The sequence below is a fragment of the Vibrio sp. Y176 genome, from assembly GCF_033438945.1.
On record NZ_JAWOQS010000002.1, the window covers coordinates 90714 to 116501 of the forward strand.

Annotated in this window: 21 protein-coding genes; 10 read left to right on the plus strand and 11 right to left on the minus strand. The window is 43.4% G+C overall.

The genetic code is table 11. The annotated features are described in order from the left end of the window. Positions 1-23 precede the first annotated feature (23 nt). Both R7O13_RS04700 and R7O13_RS04705 read right to left on the minus strand, forming a co-directional pair. Entirely contained in the window at positions 24-1589 is a 1566-nt protein-coding gene (locus tag R7O13_RS04700) for a polysaccharide lyase family 7 protein (protein ID WP_017821221.1), read from the minus strand. Between the two features lie 76 nt (positions 1590-1665). Next, positions 1666-2439 (minus strand): oligogalacturonate-specific porin KdgM family protein, encoded by a 774-nt coding sequence (locus tag R7O13_RS04705; RefSeq protein ID WP_017634227.1) that lies wholly within the window; start codon positions 2437-2439, stop codon positions 1666-1668. Between the two features lie 571 nt (positions 2440-3010). On the opposite strand from R7O13_RS04705, the gene R7O13_RS04710 reads away from it, so the two are divergent. Beyond that, positions 3011-4756 (plus strand): hypothetical protein, encoded by a 1746-nt coding sequence (locus R7O13_RS04710; RefSeq protein ID WP_033906977.1) that lies wholly within the window; start codon positions 3011-3013, stop codon positions 4754-4756. Positions 4757-4984: 228 nt separating this feature from the next. Here R7O13_RS04710 and R7O13_RS04715 read toward each other — a convergent pair whose 3' ends face one another. From R7O13_RS04715 to R7O13_RS04725, 3 genes are all read right to left on the minus strand, one after another. Then, positions 4985-6028, minus strand: a complete 1044-nt coding sequence (locus tag R7O13_RS04715; protein ID WP_318303156.1) for a polysaccharide lyase family 7 protein — start codon at positions 6026-6028, stop codon at positions 4985-4987. A 197-nt stretch (positions 6029-6225) separates the two neighbouring features. Further along, complete coding sequence (locus tag R7O13_RS04720; RefSeq protein ID WP_025998585.1) at positions 6226-7515, minus strand: MATE family efflux transporter; 1290 nt, start codon at positions 7513-7515, stop codon at positions 6226-6228. A 189-nt stretch (positions 7516-7704) separates the two neighbouring features. Further along, complete coding sequence (locus tag R7O13_RS04725; protein WP_005388528.1) at positions 7705-8421, minus strand: FadR/GntR family transcriptional regulator; 717 nt, start codon at positions 8419-8421, stop codon at positions 7705-7707. A gap of 560 nt (positions 8422-8981) precedes the next feature. On the opposite strand from R7O13_RS04725, the gene R7O13_RS04730 reads away from it, so the two are divergent. The 4 genes from R7O13_RS04730 to R7O13_RS04745 all read left to right on the plus strand — a co-directional run bounded on the left by R7O13_RS04730 (position 8982) and on the right by R7O13_RS04745 (position 14889). Continuing rightward, positions 8982-9701, plus strand: a complete 720-nt coding sequence (locus tag R7O13_RS04730) for a FadR/GntR family transcriptional regulator (protein WP_005388529.1) — start codon at positions 8982-8984, stop codon at positions 9699-9701. A gap of 141 nt (positions 9702-9842) precedes the next feature. Continuing rightward, entirely contained in the window at positions 9843-11705 is a 1863-nt protein-coding gene (locus tag R7O13_RS04735; RefSeq protein WP_053307762.1) for a putative nucleotidyltransferase substrate binding domain-containing protein, read from the plus strand. Beyond that, positions 11705-12421, plus strand: a complete 717-nt coding sequence (locus tag R7O13_RS04740; protein ID WP_005388533.1) for a 3'-5' exonuclease — start codon at positions 11705-11707, stop codon at positions 12419-12421. Before R7O13_RS04735 ends, R7O13_RS04740 begins: the two co-directional genes overlap by 1 nt. 686 nt (positions 12422-13107) lie before the next feature. Then, complete coding sequence (locus R7O13_RS04745) at positions 13108-14889, plus strand: sodium:solute symporter family transporter (protein WP_031781211.1); 1782 nt, start codon at positions 13108-13110, stop codon at positions 14887-14889. 350 nt (positions 14890-15239) lie between these two features. Here R7O13_RS04745 and R7O13_RS04750 read toward each other — a convergent pair whose 3' ends face one another. The 3 genes from R7O13_RS04750 to R7O13_RS04760 all read right to left on the minus strand — a co-directional run bounded on the left by R7O13_RS04750 (position 15240) and on the right by R7O13_RS04760 (position 17104). Then, the gene (locus tag R7O13_RS04750; RefSeq protein ID WP_033906971.1) at positions 15240-15866 is read right to left on the minus strand and encodes a hypothetical protein; all 627 of its coding nucleotides are present in this window, start codon (positions 15864-15866) and stop codon (positions 15240-15242) included. 326 nt (positions 15867-16192) lie between these two features. After that, the gene (locus tag R7O13_RS04755) at positions 16193-16513 is read right to left on the minus strand and encodes a DOPA 4,5-dioxygenase family protein (RefSeq protein WP_005375836.1); all 321 of its coding nucleotides are present in this window, start codon (positions 16511-16513) and stop codon (positions 16193-16195) included. A 396-nt stretch (positions 16514-16909) separates the two neighbouring features. Further along, complete coding sequence (locus tag R7O13_RS04760; protein ID WP_127891143.1) at positions 16910-17104, minus strand: hypothetical protein; 195 nt, start codon at positions 17102-17104, stop codon at positions 16910-16912. Positions 17105-17169: 65 nt separating this feature from the next. Here R7O13_RS04760 and pdhA point away from each other — a divergent pair, with 65 nt between their 5' ends. Genes pdhA through R7O13_RS04775 form a run of 3 tightly spaced genes read left to right on the plus strand, consistent with a single transcriptional unit; the run spans position 17170 to position 20385 of the window. Then, positions 17170-18264 (plus strand): pyruvate dehydrogenase (acetyl-transferring) E1 component subunit alpha, encoded by a 1095-nt coding sequence (gene pdhA, locus R7O13_RS04765; RefSeq protein WP_025998586.1) that lies wholly within the window; start codon positions 17170-17172, stop codon positions 18262-18264. After that, positions 18257-19240, plus strand: coding sequence for an alpha-ketoacid dehydrogenase subunit beta (locus R7O13_RS04770; RefSeq protein WP_171344083.1), 984 nt, complete (start codon positions 18257-18259; stop codon positions 19238-19240). The genes pdhA and R7O13_RS04770 overlap by 8 nt, the downstream gene beginning before the upstream one ends. After that, on the plus strand, positions 19237-20385 hold the full coding sequence (locus R7O13_RS04775; RefSeq protein ID WP_005375831.1) for a dihydrolipoamide acetyltransferase family protein: 1149 nt from the start codon (positions 19237-19239) through the stop codon (positions 20383-20385). Before R7O13_RS04770 ends, R7O13_RS04775 begins: the two co-directional genes overlap by 4 nt. A 67-nt stretch (positions 20386-20452) precedes the next feature. Here R7O13_RS04775 and R7O13_RS04780 read toward each other — a convergent pair whose 3' ends face one another. Then, positions 20453-21418 carry an electron transfer flavoprotein subunit alpha/FixB family protein gene (locus R7O13_RS04780; RefSeq protein WP_005375829.1) on the minus strand — a complete coding sequence of 322 codons (966 nt, stop codon included), beginning with the start codon at positions 21416-21418 and terminating at the stop codon, positions 20453-20455. A gap of 137 nt (positions 21419-21555) precedes the next feature. Here R7O13_RS04780 and R7O13_RS04785 point away from each other — a divergent pair, with 137 nt between their 5' ends. Beyond that, positions 21556-23217, plus strand: a complete 1662-nt coding sequence (locus R7O13_RS04785; protein ID WP_258470241.1) for an electron transfer flavoprotein-ubiquinone oxidoreductase — start codon at positions 21556-21558, stop codon at positions 23215-23217. A gap of 59 nt (positions 23218-23276) precedes the next feature. On the opposite strand, the gene R7O13_RS04790 is transcribed toward R7O13_RS04785, so the two are convergent. Further along, on the minus strand, positions 23277-24161 hold the full coding sequence (locus R7O13_RS04790; protein ID WP_213903727.1) for a LysR family transcriptional regulator: 885 nt from the start codon (positions 24159-24161) through the stop codon (positions 23277-23279). A 117-nt stretch (positions 24162-24278) separates the two neighbouring features. On the opposite strand from R7O13_RS04790, the gene R7O13_RS04795 reads away from it, so the two are divergent. Next, on the plus strand, positions 24279-24950 hold the full coding sequence (locus R7O13_RS04795) for a type 1 glutamine amidotransferase domain-containing protein (protein WP_213903726.1): 672 nt from the start codon (positions 24279-24281) through the stop codon (positions 24948-24950). Positions 24951-25034: 84 nt separating this feature from the next. On the opposite strand, the gene R7O13_RS04800 is transcribed toward R7O13_RS04795, so the two are convergent. Further along, positions 25035-25682 (minus strand): glutathione S-transferase family protein, encoded by a 648-nt coding sequence (locus R7O13_RS04800; protein WP_213903725.1) that lies wholly within the window; start codon positions 25680-25682, stop codon positions 25035-25037. Positions 25683-25788 lie beyond the last annotated feature (106 nt).

Here is a 25788-nt window from a genome sequence, read left to right on the forward strand (position 1 = left end):
TCAATCAACTAAAAGTGATAGAACTAGCCTTGGTACTTACCAAAAGATTGTTTTAATTTATAGAAAGTAGCTTGTGCGTAATCATCTGGATTACCGTACATATTCTGGTTATAGACACCGGCTTTAAAGTACATATATCTGCCACCTTCGTCATAGCCACTGTCACTCATATCTACGACTTGAACAACATCATCTTTACCATCACGTTTTACCGTAACTGTCATTGTGTTGCCTTTCACATCAATGATGTAGCTGAATTTTTCACCTAGCGCGATGCCATCGTCACCGATTTCACCAGTCATATCACCCACTAAGCTGTAGTAATCCTCTGTTCCAGTTTTGGTTTTTTCGTGAGCAAAGTAAACTGTACCTGTTGGTTGGTCTGGTAGCTTACGATAATAAAGACGAATTGGCTCATCATCTTTGTCATGAATCTGGCCGATAATAAAGCGGCCAACTTCATGCGACTGACCAGTTGTGGTTGCGTGGTCAATCTTCAGAGTCGCTTCAAGCGTACCGTCTACACCACCCGCTTCTTTTTGATCTTCAACTGGTGCAGAACTGAATACCCAGTTATTAGGATTTACACCTTTTGTGCTGTAAGACTTATCACCAGCACGAAGCATGGTACGTAACTCAGTTCGCGCGTATTTAGTGTTTTCAGAAGTTCGAGCGCCTTTCACATAGCTCTTGAATACCATTCCGCCATCATCTGCTGTGTAGAATATATCAGAGTGTTGGAAGCCGTTAGCCAAGTCCCACTCATCAATATCATCAGCACGACCATCTTTGTCATGGTCGAAAGGTGTCGTCAGTTTCCAACGTGTTAAGTCAAAGTTTTCACCCGGTGCATTTGTAGCGAGTGGCTCTTTCGGTAACGTAGGGTAAGGCATCGCTTTAGAAAGATCACACGTCACAGTCGTTTCACAAGGACGGACGATTGGTGCTCCAAAGTCGCCTTTACGATTCTTTTTGAGTAAATCCTTTTGTGCCTTTTGCTCCGCTTTCATTTGCGCAATCATAGCCGCTTCAGCGTTAACGACGTCATCAGTAATGATGTGACTTGCCGGACAGGCATTAATTCCGCAATTAACTGCCGCTAACTCAGTAACTGAGTTCCATTGGTTTTTGCTATTACCGTGGCCAACGTAACGAACATAGCGTGCTTTTACTGCAGGCTCAAACTGGAAGCGCTCTAAGCCAAGTGCGCGACCAGAGCTTTGCGCACCCTCAATAACCGTCACCCAGTTTTCACCATCAGTACTAAACTGAACATCAAATTTGCTGACGCGTTCGTTACCTTTGCTGAACGAGGCTTGAATTGCGTCGAACTCATAAACCGAGCCGTAATCCAACATCGCCCACTCACCATCACCATTTGCTGACCAGCGTGTCATAATATCTTGGTCAAACAACTGCTCTGGAACATTACCATCATGACTACTCGCCGTTATCGTAACGGGAGTCAGAATATCAGCACCAGTTTCTTGGTTGTTTGGAAATGGATCTACCATGGTCGCCGTACTATTACAGCCCACAGCAAGTAAAATAGAAGAAGCTAACAAGCTTTTGAAGAAAATATGCTTCATGTAATCTAACACCTACAATATAAAAATGAATTAACAGCTCTTTTGCTGTAACAACAATTAGGCAATAACACTCGGGTTAAAAGCTGTATTTAAGGCCAAGGCGTGTTCTCAATTGGCGGTCATCCGTGGTTGAACCATCCTTACCTTTGACATTCCACAATTCAAAGTAAGGACGGAAATCTCCCATTTGGTAACCAACAATTAAGCCAGCATCCCACTCAGAATCTTTCCAATCAGATAAACGCACTTCGTCATAGTTTTTGTTGTAGTTGATCTCATAGCTCAGCTTGACGTTATCAAGGTACTCGTTATCAAACTGACGCATATCGTAAGAGCCTGTCAGTGTCCACTTACCTTGTTCAACTGTTTTCCCAGCAACGCTTACCGAAGTACCATCCGTTAGTGTTTTGTTACCTGCACCATCTGAATAAACTTGAAATTCGTGTCGGTAACGTAAAGCGGTACTTAAGCCAAAAGAGGATTTGTAACCAACACGAACTTGTGGTTTATAAGTGGTTTTTTCGTCATCATCGCCAAAAGTAATAGGCATCCCTGGTTGGATAAACCATTGTTTATTTATTTGGTAGCGAACTCCCCAATCAAACTCAGAATCACCAGCAACGAGTTGATCCCAAAAATGAGAGTTGTCGTAACTATGGAATTTTTGTTCAACACCAAAGTTCAGTTTGGTCTGATCGTTAATTTTAGAACTACCACTAATTTTGATACGTTGGGCATAAGTTTCACTCTCATGCTTATATTCTGCGCGATAGTCTAAAGTTGCTGCGGAAACCGCTCCCGCCATTAATGTGGAAGCAACGAATAGGGACATTGTTGTAACTGCTTTCATGATTATATCTCTCTGTATATATTTTTTGGGATACCACTTAAATCCCTGGATTTGATTCAACACTATTGAATTAATGTATGACAAATACTAGTTAATTCATCATGAGAGTTCTGTGATATTAATCATGTAAGTGCCCCTCAACTGACAATTTGTATTATTATATATTCAAAAGTATTAGCTATGTCTGATTCTAAAACGACCTTTGTAGACATCACTTACAGAGAAATGTTTTAACTCGTTTCATATGATAAAGAAGAAGATTAGAAAAAACACAAACAACAATAATTTCAATGACTTAAAATAAAAAATCTTGATGTGAAATCAAATTTCTTTCCTAAATCACCTGTAGTTTTTGCTGTTTCTCTATAAAGAAAGCCCTCAACCTCATAAACGTTCAGCTCTTATTGATGTTGATATTCAACTATTTTGTGTGACTTATTCATCACTTCAGTGAGCAATCATTGTATCTAGTGTGAGTCGGATCATTCTATTGATAAAACCATCTAGATGACAGAAGTTATTTGTCTAACAATATTACATAAATAAAAACACATAGAAGTGAGTACCTACCATGCAAGTAACAAAAATTGCAGCAGCAATTGCTATTTCCACAGGTTTGTTAACCGGATGTAACACTGATTTAAGGGATGCACCATCGGCTCCCCCACCAACAGAAACTGAGTCTGAGTTGAGCCAAGGTATGTGGGATATTTCAACACCAGCCACTGTGGCGAAATCCGATGATGAGCACGACCTGCCAAACGTCTATGTCTTTGAAGACGGTACGCAAAAGTATTATAACGATGATGATAACTTCGGTACTTACACAATCTACACTTCAACTTATACCGAAGATAAAGATACAGAGACGCTTACATTCAACCTTTATGACGAGAGCGATCTAGGTAACCCTACCGAGTTAACAGGGACTTATGAAGTTTCAAACGGCATGTTAACCATCTCAGGGACAAATGACGGAAACTTCACCGGTAACGATGAATCAGAAAACGATGCGGTGAAAGATGCAGTTGCAGCGGCAAATAATGACGCTGGCGATAACAACGTCGTACAAATTTTGGATACCAATAAAGGTGGAACAGAAGAAGACACCGGTGAGTTACGAATCAAGCTGTCTGATTCAACGAGTGTTTCAGAAATTTCAACAGGCCGACTAACTGTAGATCTAACTTACCAGCATCATGAAGAAACAGAACAGGAAGCCGACGGTTCTGGTGACAATGCTTACATCTCATTTTATGCAGCAAAAACCTCGAATTCCAACTTGCATGGCGAAGTGGCATTTGAAAACGGCAAAATCAAATACCGCGATGCAAGTGGAAACTTGACGGAAACAGGCGACACGTTTGAGTTAGGTGAAAACCTCGCGATAGAAGTCAGTTGGATAGAAAACTTCTTCTCTTTTTCGGTTAACGGTAAACAAATAGGTGAAATGTTACCTGTCGCTGATGGCACCGCTGTAACCTATGTATCACTGAGACTAGGTGATAATGGCAACACTACAAACTTTGAATTAAATGCAGACAACTTGAAGATTTACTCTAGTGATTCGGGCTCTGAAGTGTTGGTTCTAGAAGAGGATTTTGACAACTACATTCCAGGCTTAGACCTCGCGACAATTTACAACAGTGCATCAAGCGAAGCGGTTGTCATTTCAGACGGAAGTTCTAATCCTGATAAACCGTCAGAAGACGTGAGTGAAAACTTTGACTCATACCCAGTAGGAACAAATATCAGTTCAGCAAACTCTAGTTGGAAAGAATACAATACGGTTGCTGATGACTCCTCCACCTTGACGTCCGTGGCTGTAGTAAGTGATGACGTATCAAAGAGCGGCGCTAACTCTCTGCTAATATCCGACACAGATACGACCAACAAACCATACGTTACGCGCGAGTTTTCAAACGGAGCAACATCAAACGGTAGCGTGTCATTCGATGTTTACATTCCGTCAGACAACGAAAAAACTACATACATTAATGTTGGCTCAGGTAAAAACAACTCAGATCGTTACTACGAATTGAGAATTTCGGGCAGTGGTAAAGTTGAAGCCGAAGCAGGATCAGATGACGTAGAAATAGGCACTATTACGACTGACGCTTGGAACTCAATGTCCCTAGCTTGGGATGGTGATGAGATTAACGTTTCTATTAATGGAAAAACGGTTGATGCGCCAAGCCAGTCCGAAACAGGCTTAGACGCAACGAATACACCATCACAGCTAACTATTTACGTAGGGGACACAAGTGGTGCTTCAACAAAAGCATATTTCGATAACATCGATTCAAAGCAACTCTAGTGTTATTTTGTAGCACTTGATACTAGGCCAGGCTTTCGAGCCTGGCTTTATTTTTTTACCTCTTCAGAAGAACAAAATTCAACACAATACTCTAAATTCAAGCCAGTCCCAGTGATTGCTTGCTCTATCTTGTTTCTTACCTTTTAAAGAATTCCACTGAAAACAAAAGCCTCATCAAATCGATGAGGCTTAAGTAGAAATCGAGTAGCTCTTAGCTTTCTATTAGTTTCAATTTTGATTTAGCTTGAGCTTAGAAAATGTCACGCTGTTATAGTCACCGTTTTTCTTGTCGACTGAAAAATCACCGGTGCCCGCACATCCTGTACCCCACACAGGGTGAGACTCACTGACGCTACATTGACCATAAGCTCCTGCTTTAAAATAGAACATGTCTTCTGCGTAGCCATGCTCAAAGTCCTTACTATCAATCCCCTTACTGAGATCTATGGAATAAGTCACTGTCTCGTGGCGTTCTGTTTCAAACGTCAAGTTCATCATAGTTCCTTGAACTTCTATCTTGTAGCTGAACTCTTCACCAAGAGCGATACCTGCTTGGCCTGGTTCTTCAAGGTTATCCCAAGTATTTCCCCATACTGGATATGCAATATCAATACGATTTGGATCTTCCTTCGCTAGGTTACGCTCGTAGTTCCAAAATACAGAGCCCATTTTGTGTTCTGGGAATTTTTTATAGAAGATTTTAATGGGTTCATTTCCATGTCCATAACCTTTACCCTCTTTTATTCTTGCATCAATTTTTTTCGCGTGGATTTGACCGACAACAACAGAATGAGCAGGCCCTTTTTCTGGAAATTTGGCGTGTTCAGAAACATGGTTCACTTTCAAGGTCGCTTCCAACGTTCCACCTACGCGACTGTGTTTAGCAGCCTGAGGGTGGCTCGATAAAGCCCAATGGTTTGCTAAATCATCGGTTTGAATAGAAAAGTCAGCGCCACGAGGCATTTCACGTAGTTCAGAGCGAGCATTCTTCGAGTTTTTTGTCGTTACCGCTTTATTCTGCACTTCAAACACCAAGTTGCCTTCTTCGTTCAAGAAGAAGAAGTCTTTGTGTGAATAACTCAGCATCGCCACACCCTCGATTTCGTCCACTTTTCCGTCTTCATTGATATCGGAAGGAATAGTGATCTTCCAGTTTCGCATATCAAATTTATCGGCAGGGACTGGATAATCAACGCCATTATTTAAATCAGAAGCGATAACAAGAGTTGGTAAGGTAACAGCCATTGCGGCTACGAGTAGATTGAGTTTCATGTTCAAACCTTATTATATGTAATATTGTCATACATATAATAAGGTTTGCAACGGAATGATTCGAGGAAAGAAGTTATGATGTGCTCTATTGATCACAATTTATAAACTCGATAAACCCCAAAATGATAAGCTAGACATACTCCTCTTTAGTCCATAGCATCTACGAATATTTTCGACCTAATCCAATAGTCATAGAATCAATCGTACATTAGCTTGTCTGCCTTATTAATATCGAAATCTTTCAGAGACTTACGTGCTAAATGCCTAAATGGCCATGCCTTAACAATTTCTTCAAACGGCATGATTGCAAACACCCAAAATACTGAAAGATCCAAGTATAAAATCATCAAAGCACATAACGGTATTGAGATTACCCACTGACCGGTAAAGTTAATCTTAAACACCTCCGTTGTTTTACCTAACGCTCTCAAAATATGACCATGAACGGTGTTATAGCCACGTACTATCGGTAGCAGTATATAAAGTGGAGCAATCGCGGATAACGCTTTGTAAGTACTCGGGTCTAAGTCGGGATACAAATCAGGAAGAACGAAACTAAGTGCAAAAAAGAAAAATGCTGAAACGAACGAGATCATCACGGCCATATCAATACTAATATCGACATTGTTACGCAGCTCATCCATTTTTCTTGATCCAATTGCTTGGCTAATCGTGATTGCCGATGAATGCGCCCAAGCGGTAATGAACTGAGTACCCGCTTTGATCCAAGGCATCACGATAGTCATAGCGACATAAGCATTTAAGGTCAGTTGCGAGTACAGCAACATGTATATCGTTGCGCCAGTTTGTAACATTGTGACGTTCGCCGCGACGGGGAAAATCTCTTTAAAATGCTTATGTATATTGCTTTTCAATGACGCATCAAGCTTCTTAATAGACAAGATGATAGAATCGTCAAGCTTAATGCACATGGTTAAATATAACAGCCGAATACTAATAGCAACCAAACTACCCGCCGCGGCGCCTTGAACGCCAATACCTTCAAAATTAGTCAGGCCGTGAATCAGAACATAAGACATCGCCACGTTGACTGGCAATTCAATCAAATAGCCTTTAAATGGAACTTTGGTCCGTCCAAGCGCATTGAACACCGCAATCATAACCTGAGTAATGGCATTGAATATGACGATGAACTTAGCAATTGCAAGGTAGCATTTTGTCTCCGCATAGAGATCAACGTTATCCGTCAACTTACTGATTAACGCTTCATCAAAGACAGTAATCAACAGCCAGAATAAGGATGCGACTAGAACGTTGATAACTAAAGCTGCCCAGAAACCTTTATTTAACGATAGATAATGACCAGAGCCTACGGCACGGCTAAGTACCAATTGAGACCCATTTGCTAGAGCCATTTGGATACCTAAAACAAAAGAAACTATTGTTGTAGCAATCCCCATAGCAGCAAGTGAAACTTCACCTAATGGCGTAACAAGCAGCGTATCAATCATAAGCATTGATTGCATCAACAAAGCATTAAGAGCAAGCGGCCAAGCAAGAGATAAGTTTTTCTTTATATATGGTTGGGAAAACATTAGTAAACCTTTGTAATGAGGTTAAACGTTTAAACTAAAGAGCCCTGTCATTAGGCAAAGTTCATGACAAAAAGAAACGACAGAAAACTCTTTTTAGTCAATAAAAATGTACGCAAGATCTTAACTATTCACGGCGTCGGAAAGCCTCTGATTCTCATCATTTAACAGCGTTTGAGAGGCTAAACGAGCTTGAAATGAGTTTCCGACCATAATTGCATCATAAATTGCGCGGTGCTCATTAAGGCAGAACCTCCCTCCTTCAACTGACTTGTCAATAAACACCTTAAATATGGTCGAAAGTATATTGCTGAAGGGAACGTAGAATTGATTATCGGTACAAAGGAATATCGTTTGATGAAACAAATGATCGTTAGCAATCCACTCATCATAATCGTGACATCGTGCTGCCATCGTCATTCTTTGAAATACAATTGACAACAGCTTTCTTTGCTCAGCATTGGCATTTTGGGCTGCCAGCGCACACGCCTCTGGTTCTATGGCTTTACGCAATCCTAAAAACTGAGATAGAAACGGCTTAGTATCTTCTAAATCTTGGATCCACTCTAAGAGTTGAGGATCAAGAAAATGCCAATAGTTTCTTGGTAGTACCGTAGTTCCAACTTTTGGTTTAGAGATAATTAAGCCTTTAGCAGACAGCAACTTCGTCGACTCTCGTAGTGCTGTCCGACTAACACCAAACAACTTACACAGTTCTATTTCACTCGGGAGCTTCTCATTTTGACTTAATTCTCCTGACAATATTTTGCAAGAAATCTGTCTTGCTACTTGTACATGTATCTTGTGATTTGAATTCCCGAGAAGTGAAAACTCTGCCATCTATATTCCTCATTGCCAGCAGCCTAAACGACTTGTTTAGCTAATAGTTAGAAAAGGCCAAATGAAACACGCTTTGAAGGCGGAGACTTTCTGTGTAAATGTAAAGCACTGTTATTTAGCGTCTAAAATCTAACGATCTTATGAATATGATTTTTACTCGCGAGGTATATTGGCCAAACTCAATATTGAATGGTCGAGTAGTAACATCATGCACACCGATCTTTAGAATATAATAATACAATATCACTTTATTTAACAAGAAACCTGACCTTCTATTCAAATTGTGTGCTGTGTATTGAAAATCAGTGAGTACAATAAGTAGGCGCGACTAGAGTTAACTAACATATTGAGCTAACAAATAAATAAGGAATGATGTAAGAATCGGTGGCCTCATCTGTTATACGCTAAGTATCATAATCATGAAGGCTTCATAAAGCAGTCGGAGATTCAAAATTGATTTGTGAAGACAACTGTTATTACGTAAACATCTTCTTGGTGAGCTACACTTTGGATGATATAGTCCAAGCTTAAATAATACAATTTTAACGATAAGTGATTTTATGTCTGGTGAATTTCATTCTATCTCCGGTTCCAAGCGCAGCTTACATGTACAAGTAGCTCGCGAAATTGCTCGTAGCATTTTGTCAGGCAAGATCCCTCAAGGGTCCATTCTTCCAGGAGAAATGTCCCTGTGTGAACAGTTTGGTATCAGTCGCACAGCTTTGCGTGAAGCCGTAAAACTTTTAACATCAAAAGGTTTACTCGAGTCACGTCCAAAAGTTGGTACTCGAGTCATCAACCGAGCGTACTGGAACTTTTTAGACCCACAATTAATTGAATGGATGGACGGTCTAACAGAGATAGATCAGTTCTGTCATCAATTTTTGGGGTTACGACGCGCGATAGAGCCTGAAGCTTGTGCACTCGCAGCGAAAAATGCCACTGCGGAACAGCGAATTCAGCTATCAGAAGCATTCCAAGATATGTTGGAAGTCGCTAAAGCAGACGAACTGGACAAAGCGCGCTGGATGGATGTAGATATTCGTTTCCATAGCATTATTTTTAACTCAACCGGAAACGACTTTTTCTTACCGTTTGGGCATGTTCTGACTACAATGTTCATTAACTTTATTGCTCACTCATCTGAGGAAGGCAATACGTGCATCGAAGAACATCGTGAGATTTATGAAGCAATAATGGCAGGCAATGCTGAAAAAGCACGTCAAGCTTCGGCTAACCACTTGTTGGAGTCAAAACATCGCTTACCCGAAGCCAGTTAAGCTTAGGGCTTGGGCGATCTAATAACTAGGCAAAAGCACGCATCTCGCGTGCTTTTTTAATTTCGTTTCCTCCATTCTTTATGGCACACTATCAACATTTTGATATATAGTAATACAAATGTATTTTGAGAATGTTGTGTTATGACCGACTCGCTACTGCCAAATATCATACAGTTTATCAGCCAGATTGATCCGTTTGACAAGGTACCTAAAGGTGCACTTCGCGAGCTTGCTTCATCTGTTAAGATCACTTATTTAAGCAAGGGGGATGTTGTTGATCAGTATTCTTCTAAGAACGAAAAGTCACTTTATATTATTAGAACTGGCTCTATCGAACAGCGTAAATCTGATGGCATATTGAGAGCTAAACTTGGTCCGGAAGATTTGTTTGGCTTCACTTTTCTTGGTAACGAAGTCGAAAGCGGAAAAGAATACAAAGCAATTGCAATTGAAAATTCATTAGTTTATGTAATTCCAAATGCTGCGCTGAAAAAGTTGTGCACTTCTCATCCTGAATGTGCTGAACATTTTGCATCACAAGCTCAGGTACGGCTAAAGTCAGCATTAGATGTCGTGTGGTCTAACAAAGAAAAAGGGTTGTTTATTCGGCGTGTAGAGGAAGTTGCTAGTGGTCGAGTTGCAATTGTAACCGCTGAGCAATCCATTCAGTCAGTCGCCAACGAGATGATCGATAAGTGCTCTCCCTGCGCTGTCGTTTATCGTGATAATAAAATAGTTGGACTGATTACCGACCGAGATATGACAAAGCGAGTCATCGCCAAAGGATTAAGCATCTCAACACCAGTCGTCGAAGTCATGTCGCCTGATCCTAAAACAATTCATCCTGACGATTTAGTTCTGCACGCAGCCTCCATTATGATGCAGCACAACATAAGAAATTTACCCCTAGTCAAAGACAATAACGTCGTTGGCGTTTTGACAACAACGCACTTGGTTCAAAACCATCGAGTCCAAGCAATATTTTTAATTGAAAAGATCAAATATGCTGGCAGTGTCAAAGCGTTGTCTAGTTTTACGTCTGAGCGCCAAGCTATTTTTGAAGCATTAGTCGAAGGACGGGTTTCACCAGAAATCATTGGTAAAGTGATGACCATGATTATGGATGCGTACACTCGTAGGTTAATACAAATAGCCATTGATAAGTTGGGAACACCTCCCTGTGACTTCTCTTGGATTGTGGCAGGCTCTCATGCTCGCCAAGAAGTACATATGCTGTCAGATCAAGATAGCGCCATCGTATTAGATGATTCGGCAACAGATAACGACCGTATCTACTTCAAACATTTAGCAATGATAGTAAGTAATGGTCTGAATAAATGTAACTATCCATTGTGTCCAGGGAAATTTATGGCAGCGACCCCTAAATGGTGCCAGCCTCTCTCTGTTTGGAAAAAGTACTATAAGAAATGGGTGGCAAATCCTGAATACGAGCGCCTCCTCAATATCAGTGTCTTTTTAGAAATCCGAACCGTTTATGGAAACAAAGACTTTGAACAGATACTTCGCGATGAGCTTCACTCTAACATCAACGCTAATAGAGAATTCCTTACGATGTTAGTTAACGATGCGGTGAAAACAAACCCACCGCTAGGAATATTCAATAGCCTAGTATTACAAAAATCGGGAGAGAACAAGAAAACGCTCGACGTAAAAAAATACGCGATTAATCTAATCATTGATCTTGCAAGGATTTATGGTCTTGCAGTTGAATGTGACCTCACTGCAACTGATGAGCGTTTTAAAGCAGCTAACGAAAAAGGGCTGCTCAGCCATGACGCGTACAAAAATATAATAAACGCATATCAATTCATCTTGTCGTTTCGATTTGCCCATCAATTAGAAGCACTAAAAAGTGGAGATGAGCCAAATAACCACATTGACCCCAATACGTTCGGTAGTTTTGAACGTCAACATTTAAAAGACGCGTTCCGCATCATTGCAGATCTACAAGAAGTCGCCAAACTCCGTTTTGGGAGCCGATAATGAAGCGCTTACTTGAGTACTTTCATCCATTGACACGAAAAAATCGTCAGAGACAAAAGCACTGTAAAAAGAAGCACATCCCTCTTTATCTTAAAAAGCTGCTTCGCTCGCCAAATCTGGACGTAAATCAACGAGCTTTTGACACTGAGTTCATCGTTCTTGATCTTGAAACAACTGGCTTAGACAGTGAGGAAGAAGTCATTCTTTCCATGGGCTGGGTAGAGATTCGACAAGGCCATATTGACTTAGCAACAAGCCAACACCTTTATGTACATAGCGACTCAAAAATTAAGCCCGAAACCATAGTTGTTAACCATATTACCCAACAAATGCTGACTGATGGAATCTCTATTCATGAAGCAATGCGGACATTCTTTAAAGCAGCAGAAAACAAAGTTATTGTTGCGCACGGATGTATAGTCGAAACTAGCTTTATTAATCAATATTTACAGCGAGTTTTCAACATAAAAGAGTTGCCGCTCATTTGGATAGACACCTTGCGAATAGAAAAAAGGTTACAAAGAGCTATCAATGCTTCCGATGAATCAGATGTGACTCTAGCAGCGACAAGGGAACGTTACGGGTTACCCGCTTACAACGGCCATAATGCACTTGCAGATGCAATTGCAACTGCAGAGTTACTATTAGTTCAACAAACCCGTATCGCACCTCAGACAAAAGCGACAGTCGGGCCCCTTTACCGGCTTAGCCTGTAATCATCCAGATCACAGGCCTATTTGCTAAACATGTTCTCTGTCACAATTTGGTATCATCAGCATTTACCTTAATTAATAATACAATATCATTAATGGAGGCGACGTTAGCAAAATGCAGCGAATAGCCATTGTCACTTGCCAACATCAGAGCGAGTGTAAACTGATTAGTTGCTCCATATCATAACTACATTTTAGAGAGCTTAGCATTGCATGTGCGCAATGATTGTCGAAGATCTAGCAGCGTTACATAAACAACCGAATTCAGGTGATGTCCCCTCGAACGTCATCTGCAGTGGTTAGTAATCATGTAAAGCCGCTGTTGCGAACTTCAGCCGACAGCTCGCGGTACTAGTACCGTTTGGCCCATGCAGTACAGGCTTGCATGGGCTTTTTTTTAACAATCCTACATCAATCGATGTTATATCCCTCTGCCAGATATGCATAAATCCGCGTCCATTCTTATTAGAGGACTTAAGATTCTTTATAAGTATATTCATAGAACCCATACCTAAACTCGACACTTTTAGCAGCTTCAGAGAAAAGCAATATCTGACACCGATCACTTGTATGATTAATTAAAGGGTTTATTACGCCTTACTGGTCACGGTTTTGAGTTATTGTACTACAAATAAGAGGAGCGAACGTTACTATTACTTAGGACAATAAACTACTTCAAAGGTCTAAAGATGGAACTCAATACTCTCATTGTGGGCATCTATTTTCTATTCTTAATCGCAATAGGTTGGATGTTCAGAACTTTTACTAGTACTACAAGCGACTACTTCCGAGGTGGCGGCAACATGCTTTGGTGGATGGTTGGAGCAACGGCGTTTATGACTCAATTCTCTGCTTGGACATTTACTGGCGCCGCTGGTAAAGCCTACAATGACGGTTTTGCTGTCGCTATTATTTTCCTTGCAAACGCGTTTGGTTACTTCATGAACTTCGCTTACTTTGCACCGAAATTTCGTCAGTTACGCGTCGTAACTGTCATAGAAGCCATTCGTATGCGTTTTGGTACAACAAACGAACAAGTATTTACTTGGTCTTCGATGCCAAACAGTGTTGTCTCTGCAGGTGTATGGCTTAACGCCCTCGCTATTATAGCTTCAGGTATTTTTGGTTTTGATATGACAGCAACCATCTGGATTACCGGTTTAGTTGTACTTGCGATGTCGGTAACTGGCGGCTCTTGGGCGGTTATCGCCTCCGATTTCATGCAAATGGTCATCATCATGGCGGTAACGATCACATGTGCAGCCGTTGCTATTGTTCAAGGTGGTGGAGTTACTGAAATTATCTCTAACTTCCCAGTCGCAGAAAGTGGCAGCTTTGTTGCAGGTAACAACCTGAACTACTTAAGCATCTTTAGTATTTGGGCGTTCTTTATCTTCGTTAAGCAGTTCTCTATTACAAACAATATGTTGAACTCTTACCGTTACCTAGCTGCAAAAGACTCTAAAAATGCAAAAAAAGCAGCTTTGCTAGCATGTGTATTGATGTTGGGTGGAGTTTTCATTTGGTTCATGCCTTCTTGGTATATTGCAGGCCAAGGTGTTGATTTAGCGGCAGCTTATCCAGATGCTGGTAACAAAGCAGGCGACTTCGCGTACCTATACTTCGTTCAAGAATACATGCCAGCAGGTATGGTTGGACTTCTGGTCGCTGCAATGTTTGCTGCTACGATGTCCTCTATGGACTCTGGTCTTAACCGCAATTCAGGTATTTTCGTAAAGAACTTTTATGAACCGATCGTTCGTAAAGGCCAAGCATCAGAGAAAGAGCTAGTCGCAGTTTCTAAAGCAACATCGGCGGTATTTGGCGTTGCAATTATTCTAATCGCGCAGTTTATAAACTCTCTAAAAGGTCTGAGTCTATTCGACACTATGATGTACGTTGGTGCGCTCATCGGGTTCCCAATGACAATTCCAGCGTTTTTAGGCTTCTTTATCAAGAAAACTCCAGACTGGGCCGGTTGGGGAACTCTAGTCGTGGGTGGCATCGTTTCCTACCTTGTTGGGTTTGTTATCACAGCTGATATGGTGTCATCGGCGTTTGGCCTTGAGGAGTTGACTAGCCGAGAATGGTCTGATGTGAAAGTAGCAATAGGTCTAATCGGACACATGACGCTAACTGGTGGCTTCTTCATGTTGTCGACTCTATTCTACAAGCCTCTAACTGACAAACGCCAAGCAGATGTCGATAAGTTCTTTGAAAACCTATCAACGCCTCTTGTAGCGGAATCAGTGGCACAGAGAAAACTCGATAACAAGCAACGTCAAATGCTGGGTAAACTTATCGCGGTCGCAGGTATAGGTGTCATGTTTATGGCTCTGCTACCTAACCCAGTATGGGGGCGCTTAGTGTTTATTCTATGTGGTGCCATCGTCGGAGGTGTTGGTCTACTACTTGTAAAAGCTGTGGATTCAAGCGCTGAACAAGCCTCTGAACCTGTGACAGAAAGTTAAATCTCTTATTCTAATAAACGCGGCTATTCTTTGGCCGCGTTTTTTAATTCTAAGTTCCCAGTACGAACACTTCCCCCTTTTACGAAGACATATCATCTTGTCTAGGGTTATCGAATTGCAGCTTTATTTTGTCATTCGATAAGGCTAAACCAGAACGTGATAATCTGATCGAGTTAAAAGTGCAGCCTACCTTGCTTAAGTAAACGCCCCAAAGCCATCCAAATATCTGATGAAGTAAAGATCTCGGCTCGTATACTTTGTTACCGCTTCGTGATTTAGACTCGCTAGTCCTTTACATCACCACCTAGTCTACAAGCCAAACTATTCCCGCTGAACAAACCATCTCGGGATTACTTAGGTACACTATTTTCTCTTTTTGCAGATGGCACAACAACCGCTACCAATAAAGCTAACAACAGGAACACGGGGCTAAGCATTAATCCATGCCAGATTGAATACCCATCATGGAACAGCCAGAATATACCAAGCGTCAGTAGGTACGAAAAGTAGCTGCAAAACACCAAGCTAATCGCGACAAAGCGCTTTTGATTAATAATAAGAATCCGCACTAGATACTGGCTAAGAATACCAGAGCAGCGCATGGCAAGTTGCCAATTAATGATAAAGAAAGCAAGCGCAATAAACCCAGCTACGACCAGTGCATCATGCGTGCTTAAAATGAAGTAGCTACCAAATCGGCTTATGATGACCGGATAATCGCCTTCGTATATCGTTGACCAAGATATTGCGTTCGCTGCTGCTACGTAATTGGCAAAATAAGCAATGGCGTAGAAAGTCGTTTGAGAACTAAACGGCTGAAATACATCCGTACAAAATTCTCGCCACTCTTCTTTGTTGGTGGTAGGCCCAACCCAGTCACGTTTTTTTTGAGCGGTACGCCCGGCAAACGCAGGCCCGTAGCGAAACAACAGCCAAAATATATAGAGTGCAAGTATAACCAAGAGTATTGAAAACATACCCTTCCCCCTCATAAATTATCAGCGCCACTGCCAATGGCGTTGGGGTCGTAAACTGCACTTCCCTGCTATACCTATTTGATTTATCAAAGACTTATTATTTTATTACCACCAAAATTCATTTAATGGCATGCTAAACAGCAACATTTTCACGCTTTGTGCGTGAAGTTCGAAAGCCTACTTTTAGGTTTAGCACAAAAATAACTACAGCAAAGCGTAAGAGAGGGATTCCTCACCCATCAATGAAGATGAGGCGTTAAGCAGAAGCTGCGACCGCAATGAGAAGAGAAGGATTCAAAGCGGTCATGCATGGGCGAGAAGAGCAACTATTTCTCTAACTTTTCTTCAAATACACCAATCTCTCTGCCCAACCAAATCGCGCGTTCTGTGTGATCGAGCAACTCTTCTTCGCTTACTGGGTGAATAAGCACAGAAAAATCGCCTCGAATCGTATCAAGCCACGCCAAGAACTCTTCACTCAATGATTCTAGGTGAATTTCAAACATCGGCATCTTGTGTGGGCCAACTAACCTTCCAACTAATGGAAACACACGCAGCACATCTTGACGCTCTTGACGGATGATCTCGTTCAAGGCTTGCGCTTTATCTTGTTCTCTTAGGGGAAAATAAACATGAGCGTGGTACATAACTTCTCCATAATCACTTCCACTTGAGCACCACCTACTTTGGATAAGCTCAAGGACTGCCGAGGGTATACATTTGTAATGCCGTCACCCTACCTTGATTCCACTCAGTTGGGAAGAAGTTATGCATTCTCATAAGGTCGAGGCTTCGAGCACAACAAAAATTTGCAATTCATCATATAGCAACTGTTTGAGTTGATTCATTAATAATGACTCACTTTGTCAAATTTTACAGCCAAATTTTGTTGCAAATATGTTTCATTAACCAGTAATTAAATTCGAGTTTAAAAATACCACCAACAAAATAGCAGCATATTACTCTGCAAAATCAGGGTGTAAGCAAAACTTTACTACTGAGCGAAAGTCAAAATGAAGCACAATTTAACAATTTGTTTACACTTATTGTATCTGGCTATACCACGATTTAGTTAGAGGGTTAGATACAGAAAAGCCTTTCTCTGTATCTTGCGGTGAAATGGTCGCAGCGATGTTATCGACAAATAGTTTAAGGGACGAACAGATGCCTACCGCTATCGAAAGCACACGCAACCTTAGGTATGGCCTTTGCGCTGATATCAGAGTTTGAGTACCCATACAAACTCTGGTTTTGTATGAACAGCTGCAGTCCAAAAGACCCGCAGCGTCAAAAGGAGCTTGAGATGAACGTTCAGGCATTACCCATGCATCGGTTTATCGACCATCGTGGGGACCTAGTCGGCCAACTACCCAACTGGGCTGACACTGAAACATTGGTCGGGTTTTACCGAGACATGGTATTAACTCGCACTTACGACAACAAAGCAGTTGCCTTGCAACGCACCGGTAAGCTAGGGACCTATCCCTCACACTTAGGCGCGGAAGCCATAGGCATTGCGGTCGGCAGAGCACTTAAAGCCGATGATGTGTTTGTCCCTTACTACCGCGATATGCCTGCGATGTGGTGTCGTGGCATTGGCATGGAAAAGAACCTTCAATACTGGGGTGGCGATGAGCGCGGGAGTGATTTTGCTCCTGAGGGCAGTCCGGTTCCTAGCCGAGACCTTCCCTACTGTGTACCCATAGCGACGCAATGTACGCATGCTGTCGGGGTGGCTTCCGCGCTAAAAATTCAAGGTAACCACGAAGCTGCGCTAGTCATGTGCGGCGATGGTGGTACATCCAAAGGGGACTTTCTTGAGTCAATAAACTGCGCAGGTACTTGGAATATTCCACTTGTTTTCGTCGTAAACAATAACCAGTGGGCAATTTCAGTGCCGCGTAGTCTCCAATGTGCCGCCGATTTCTTATCAGAAAAAGCGCAAGGTGCAGGTATACCGGGTATTACTGTCGATGGTAACGATGTCGTCGCCGTTTATGATGCAACTAAAACCGCCCTTGAGAGAGCAAGAAAAGGGAAAGGCGCAACACTCATCGAAGCGGTGAGTTACCGACTGAGTGACCACACTACGGCCGATGATGCGACTCGTTATCGTAAAGAAGATGATGTTCAAACTGCATGGCAATACGAACCTATCGCACGTCTTAAAACGTATCTCCTTAATCAAGGCGCTTGGAGCGACGAACAAGAACAGCAATGGCTAGATTACTGTAAAGAGCAAGTAGAGTTAGCTGTTGAACGCTATCTGAGCTTACCGCCACAAGCACCAGAAACCGGTTTCGATTATTTGTATGAATCGCTACCTCAAGAGCTTCATGCACAAAGAGATGAACTCATCAACAAGGCAATGAGAATGCAGGGAGGCAGACATGGCTGAGCTAACGTTGGTTGAAGCAGTAAACCTTGCCCTGCACCACGAAATGCAACAAGACTCCAATGTTGTCGTATTAGGTGAAGACGTGGGCGATAATGGTGGTGTATTTCGTGCCACTGTTGGACTCAAGCAAGAGTTCGGTCTTAAACGAGTCATCGATACGCCACTCGCTGAAGCCTTAATCGGCGGGGTTGCGGTCGGTATGGCAACGCAAGGATTACGACCTGTCGCCGAATTTCAGTTTCAAGGTTTCGTTTTTCCTGCGATGGAACACTTAATGTGCCACGCGGCTCGAATGCGTAATAGAACTCGCGGTCGGCTCACTTGTCCCGCGGTTTTTCGTGCGCCATTTGGCGGCGGTATCCACGCTCCGGAACACCACTCAGAAAGCGTGGAAGCGCTATTTGCTCACACTGCTGGATTTAAAGTGGTGATTCCTTCTTCACCACAACGCGCATACGGCTTACTTCTCGCCGCAATTAGAAGCAATGATCCCGTCATGTTCTTCGAACCGAAGCGCATATATCGCACCGTTAAATCTGAAGTCGTTGATAACGGCGAAGCACTCCCACTCGACACCTGCTTCACCTTACGTAAGGGGCGAGATATCACGCTCGTTACTTGGGGCGCATGCGTCGTAGAGTCACTTCAGGCCGCGCAAACCTTGTCTAGTCAGGGAATTGAAGTCGAGGTGATTGATTTGGCGAGTATTAAGCCAATTGATACCGCGACGATTTTCAGCTCACTAGAAAAAACTGGACGTTTACTCGTTGTTCATGAAGCGAGTAAAACTTGTGGTGTGGGATCTGAGCTATTAGCTCGAACCGCTGAACACGCCATGTGCTTACTTAAAGCCCCACCTAAACGAGTAACTGGAATGGACACCATTATGCCTTATTACCGTAACGAAGATTATTTCATGGTTCAGGAAGAAGACATTGTGACCGCGGCGCGCGAACTCGTGGAGGATTGGAAATGAAGACGTTTAACTTACCCGATCTCGGCGAAGGCCTCGCTGAGTCAGAAATTGTGAAATGGCACGTTAATGTCGGTGACATGGTTAAATTAGATCAAGTGATCTTAACTGTCGAGACAGCAAAAGCGACGGTCGACGTCCCTGCCCCCTACTCTGGCCGTGTGGTCAGCCGTCATGGTGAGGAAGGTGAAATCGTCAATATTGGTGCATTACTGCTAGAGATTGATGAAACAGGTGCCGGGAGAGAAGTAACGGCAGAGAAAAAAGCCACTGCTGACGCCGCAACCGTCGTCGGTAGCGTTTCTCACCAAGCGCATCATGTTAACGTTGATGATTTCTGGATTGGTGGCAACCACAACACGACAGAAAGCAACCTCGTTACCGCCCTGCCTTCGGCTCGCTTGTTGGCACAAAAACTTGGGGTAGATCTTAACCTCGTGTCAGGTAGTGGCCCGAACGGACTTATCGTTGATGCCGATATTTACGACGAAGCCGGAAAACAGCGTCCAGGCACCGAAGTTTTGAAAGGCGCTCGACGTACCATGGTATCGTCTATGACCGAATCGCACGAACATGTTGCTGCCGTAACCATTACGGAAGAAGCATTGTTGGAAGATTGGCTGCCAAACGAAGATATCAGTATCCGCCTTGTTCAAGCGATTGTTCATGCGTGTCAAGAAGAGCCCGCTTTAAACGCTTGGTTTGATGCCGAAACCATGACACGCTGTGTACACACAACGGTCAATGTAGGAATTGCAGTAGATAGCCGTCATGGATTGTACGTGCCAGTCTTGCGCCACGCAGATGAATACGAGCCACAAGATGTTCGTCGTTGGCTCGATCAAACCGTTGAAGGGATCAGAGAGAGAAAAATCGGTCGTGAGCAATTGCAGCACGCGACGATTACGCTTTCCAACTTCGGCGCGATTGCCGGTATTTACGCGACACCTGTCGTCACACCGCCACAAGTCGCTATTGTCGGCGCGGGCCGAATACTCGACCGAGTTGTGATAAGAAATGGTCAAGCAATTTCGGTGAAAGCAATGCCGCTATCCGTAACGTTTGATCATCGCGCTTGTACTGGTGGTGAAGCTGCAAGGTTTACGAAAGTACTTGCAGAGCACCTGCAACGTCCGAGCGAAAAGTAACTTATTAAAATCAAATGATAAAGGCTTCCAATTTGGAAGCCTTTTGTTTTAGGGAACAAGACTATATCTACAGCTTCTCTAACAGCTCAGGCATTACCACAAACAAATCGCCGACCAATCCATAATCTGCAATGTCAAAAATAGGCGCATCCGGATCGCTATTAATTGCAACAATCACCTTGGAATCTTTCATTCCCGCCAAATGCTGGATCGCGCCAGAAATTCCGACGGCAATGTATAACTCCGGTGCAACAATTTTGCCGGTTTGCCCGACTTGATGGTCATTAGACACATAGCCCGCATCGACCGCCGCTCGTGACGCCCCTACCGCTCCACCTAGCTTGTCAGCCAATTGTTCTACTAAAACAAACTTCTCTTTACTCCCGAATGCACGCCCCCCCGACACCACTACTCTAGCCGCTGGCAATTCTGGTCGCTCACTTTCTGGCGTTTGTTGCGAAACAAACTCACTAAGTTTATTGATAATCACCGTGTCGACTTGAGTAAGCTTAGGGACAACTGGCGTGTCAGATAGCTCTGCGGCATCAAAAGCCGTACTTCTTATGGTCATCACTTTATAGGGGTCATTCGACGTGACTCTCGCCAATGCATTTCCAGCATAAATTGGACGAATCACCGTATCGATAGACTCGATTGTCATCACGTCAGAAAGTTGACCAACATTAAGCAACGCCGCCACACGAGGCATCACATTCTTACCAAATGTACTGGCAGGAGAAAGAATGTGTGAGTAGTTTTTGGCTACTTGTGAGATCAAAGGTGCGATATTTTCCGCTAATCCATGTTCATATCCCTTCGCATCAACCCAGATAATTTCTGCAACACCTTGAACACAATTTAACTCATCCAAAACTGATTGGCACTGATAACCAATAAGCAACACAGAAACAGGAAGCGATTTATCATCATCCTTAATCTCAAATGCCGCTTTAATTGCACACAGCGTCCCTACAGCCAACGATTGGTTGTCATGCTCTGCGAGCACAAGTGTTGCTAATGGTCGGTCTTCCATGGTCATGCCTCATATAACACGTCAGCTCCATTACTTGAGCTTAGTCCACTTCACGTTAACGTCAACTGAGCTATAGTTTTCTGTATAGAAACCAAAACCTGTCACGCAGATGACGATAATAGAAAGGAAGCATAAAGATGGAACGAGAATGCATGGAGTTTGATGTCGTGATCGTGGGGGCCGGACCCGCAGGCTTAAGCGCCGCTTGTCGGCTAGCTCAACTCAACCAAGACAGTGAAGGTGACGCACTTTCAATTTGCGTTGTAGAAAAAGGCTCAGAAGTGGGCGCACATATTTTATCTGGCGCTGTTTTTGAAACTAGTGCCTTAGATGAGCTTTTCCCCGACTGGAAAGAAATGGAGGCCCCGCTAGCAGCCTCGGTTCAACGAGATAATTTCCTTTATCTTACTACTGAACAAAACCATATTCGAGTTCCTCACATCCTTACACCGCGTCCAATGATAAATGGCGAGAATAATTACGTAATTAGCCTTGCCAACCTTTGCCGTTGGCTCGCTAACCAAGCAGAAAATCTTGGGGTGGAAGTTTTTCCGGGCTTTGCCGCTGCAAGCATCAATTATGATCAGACTGGCGCCGTGACAGGCATTAACACGAGCGATATGGGACTAGATAAGAACGGCCAGGCCAAACCTAACTTTGAACCAGGTATCGAGCTAAGGGCAAAATACACCCTTTTTGCTGAAGGTTGTCGCGGACATCTGGGTAAAGAACTTATTCAAAGGTTCGACCTAGACGCAGGAAAGCAACCACAGCACTACGCGCTTGGCCTAAAAGAGATATGGGAGTTACCCACTGACAGTAAGGATGTATCTGGCAGTGTTATCCATTCCGCTGGCTGGCCCTTGAGTGAAACAAATACCACAGGCGGCGGTTTTCTCTATCACATGGAGAACAACCAAATCGCCGTCGGGCTTATTGTCGACTTGAATTACAGCAATCCTTACTTGAGTCCGTTTGACGAATTTCAACGCTTTAAGCACCATCCTGCTATTGAACCACATTTGAAAGGTGCTCAGCGCATCGCTTATGGCGCAAGAGCCATTGCGAAAGGTGGGCTTTCCTCTCTGCCGAGACAGCAATTCCCTGGCGGTTTATTGATTGGTTGTGATGCGGGGACTTTGAACGTCGCAAAAATTAAAGGCAGCCACACAGCAATGAAATCCGGAATCATTGCAGCAGAAGCGGTACATACGGCCCGACAAACTGGAGCTTCTGAGCCAGACTACCAGTCGTTGTTTGAATCATCATGGTTGTATGACGAACTCGCCGAAACGCGTAACTTTGGCGCGAACATTCATAAGTTTGGCAGCATACTTGGTGGTGCTCTTTCGACTTTTGAACACAACCTGTGGCAACCACTGGTTAAGAAGCCGTTACCCTGGTCTATCAAGGACTATTCGCACGATCATGAGCAGTTAAAACCTAAACAAGAGTGCCACCCAATTGCATACCCAAAACCAGATGGTGAAATCAGTTTTGATAAGCCTTCGTCGGTATTTTTGTCGGGAACACAGCACGAAGAGAATCAACCTTGTCACCTTGTTCTGACTTACCCTCACATTCCAATTGATGTGAATTTAGGTATGTATGACGAGCCGAGCCAGCGCTATTGCCCTGCAGGGGTTTACGAAGTGGTGGAAGTTGAGAGTAAGTTGAAGTTTCAGATAAATGCCGCCAACTGCGTGCATTGCAAAACCTGTGACATCAAAGATCCTTCACAAAACATCACATGGAAAGCACCAGAAGGCGGCGGTGGACCGAGCTATCAAAACATGTAGATACGTTAGTATGTTGACGATCTAACAAATGGATAAACAAACCGATTGGCAGAGCCTCATTACTCCTGCCAATCGGCAAAATGATCAAGCAAGAAGTCGATAGCCAATCGCGCTCGTAGTGGCAGAAAGTGACGATTCTGATAAACAATCCAGCTGCTGTTACCACTTCCCCAATAGGGCTCTAGGATTGGCACCAAACGACCAGACGAAATAGCATCGTTGAAACTGCTCTTCGGTAAGTACGCCACACCTAATCCTTCTGCACAGGCTTGCAAAACCGTATGCGCGTTATTGCTCTTCCACCTGCCCTGCACTTTTACGCCATCTAACGGCTCGCCGTCTTTTTCAAACAACCAAACGTCTTTGTTGGCGATGATGCAGCTATGACGCTTGAGCTGCTCGGGGTGCGTTGGCAAACCATGTTCATCGAGATAACGCTGACTGGCTGCCGCTGCCATCGGACGATCCACCAGCTTTCTCGCAACCAAGCCTGAATCACTCAACCTGCCATAACGAATGGCAAAATCGAAACCATCTTCAATAAAGTTGACCATGCTGGTATTGAAGTTGATCTCTACCGTGAGATTAGGATGTTGCTTGGCAAATGCCATCAAGGCAGGCGCTACATGGTTCTCAGAAAACGCACCAGCGGCGCTCACGCGTAACGTACCACTTAGTTGAGTTTGCTGCGTGGTGAGCTGTTCATTGGCTTGCTGAAGCCCAATCACCAACTCTTTACACTGCTGATAATACGCTTGCCCTGCTTCCGTTAGACTCACCATTCTTGTCGAACGTGCTAACAAGGCGACACCTAATCGCTCTTCTAATCTTGTGACTTGACGACTGACATGACTAGTACTGCAACCTAACTGTTTTGCCGCTGCAGAAAACCCTAAGCTCTCAGCAACCGTAACAAACTCATTGATACCTTCAAAACTGTCCATACTTACCTTTGCTATATAGCAATAATGTTTTGCCAATTAATCATATTATCACTTATTTGTTTAGCAATTAGTATGAAGGTGTTCAACAAATATACGTAAGCCAAAAAGGAAACCATCATGAAGAAAGTACTCATCATTGTGACGAACCATGCGACCCTTGGTGAAACTGACCAAGCAAACGGAACTTACGCGCCAGAGCTCACTCATGTGCTTAGCGAACTACTAGATGCAGGCTTCGATTACGACATTGCCTCTATCAAAGGCGGGCAAGCACCACTGTACGGAACCGACATCGAAGGCGACGCAGTCAACGAGAAAATCTTAGCGGATGATGATTTCCAGAACCGCATCAACAACACGATTCCAGTGTCACAAATCAACGGTGACAACTATGATGCGATCTTCTATCCGGGTGGTTTTGGTCTTCTTTCAGACCTAGCGAGCAACGAAGATTTTGCCAAGATTTCTGCAAAACACTATGAAGATGGCGGTATTGTTGCAGCAGTTTGTCACGGTCCGGGCGCTCTTCTCCCTATCACGCTTAGCAATGGCGAAAAGCTACTTTCGTCTAAATCAGTAACAGGCTTCACTCGTGAAGAAGAGATCGACTTCGGCACCATCAACGATATCCCATTCCTATTGGAAGAATCTCTTGCACGCAGCGCAGCGCGCTACTCTAAAGTGCAACCATGGCAAGAGTTTGTAATTGTGGATGATCGTGTCATCACAGGTCAAAACCCAACGAGCGCACACGGCGTAGGCAGAGCGATTGTTGAACACCTAGCTTAAACGCGCTGGAAACGACAACCATCCTAGAAGAGGAAAGCGTGCTTTGTCATGCTTTCCCTTGCTACAGGCGATCGCAAGATGCGCTTATACTTCTTCCCCTGCCTCGTCCTCTTCTACGATATCTGTTTCTTGGCTCGCCTCTTCCAGCCATTGCTGTAAAGATTCACTTGCTAGCACCTTCTGTTGGTAGACTTTGGCACCTTCCGATAACTCGATACCATAAGTTTGGAAACGCAATGCCACAGGTGCATACATGGCATCCGCTATCGACCATTCTCCAAATAACCAGCCGTTGGGATACAGCTTGGCTTGTTCTGCCCAAATAGCGTCAATGCGTGCAATATCTTTACGTGCACCTTCAGTTAAATCGACTTTTCTGCGCGCGCGGATATTCATTGGGAGTTCGCTTCTTAAGTTAAAGAAACCCGAGTGCATTTCTGACGCAATAGCGCGTGCTTTAGCTCGTTCTGCGGAGTTGCTTGGCCATGCTTTGCCTTGTAAGTATTGCTCGTTAACGTATTCCAAAATCGCTAATGAATCCCACACGGTTGCGTCACCATCCACCAAGGTAGGTACTTTCGCCGTTGGTGTAATACCTTCCAAGGTCTTATAAAAATCTTCCGTGAATAATTTGAGCTTGGTGACTTTCACATCCAGTTTGAATTGAGAAAAGATCAGCCATGCGCGAAGTGACCAGCTTGAGTAGTTTTGATTAGCAATAAACAGTTTCATGACGCCTCCATGCGGTTTGTGTTTTGAGTACCCATTCACAATATCTGATTGTATTTAAGGGGACTAACGGATAGTTTTGATGGAACACTTCAACAAAAACGATGGA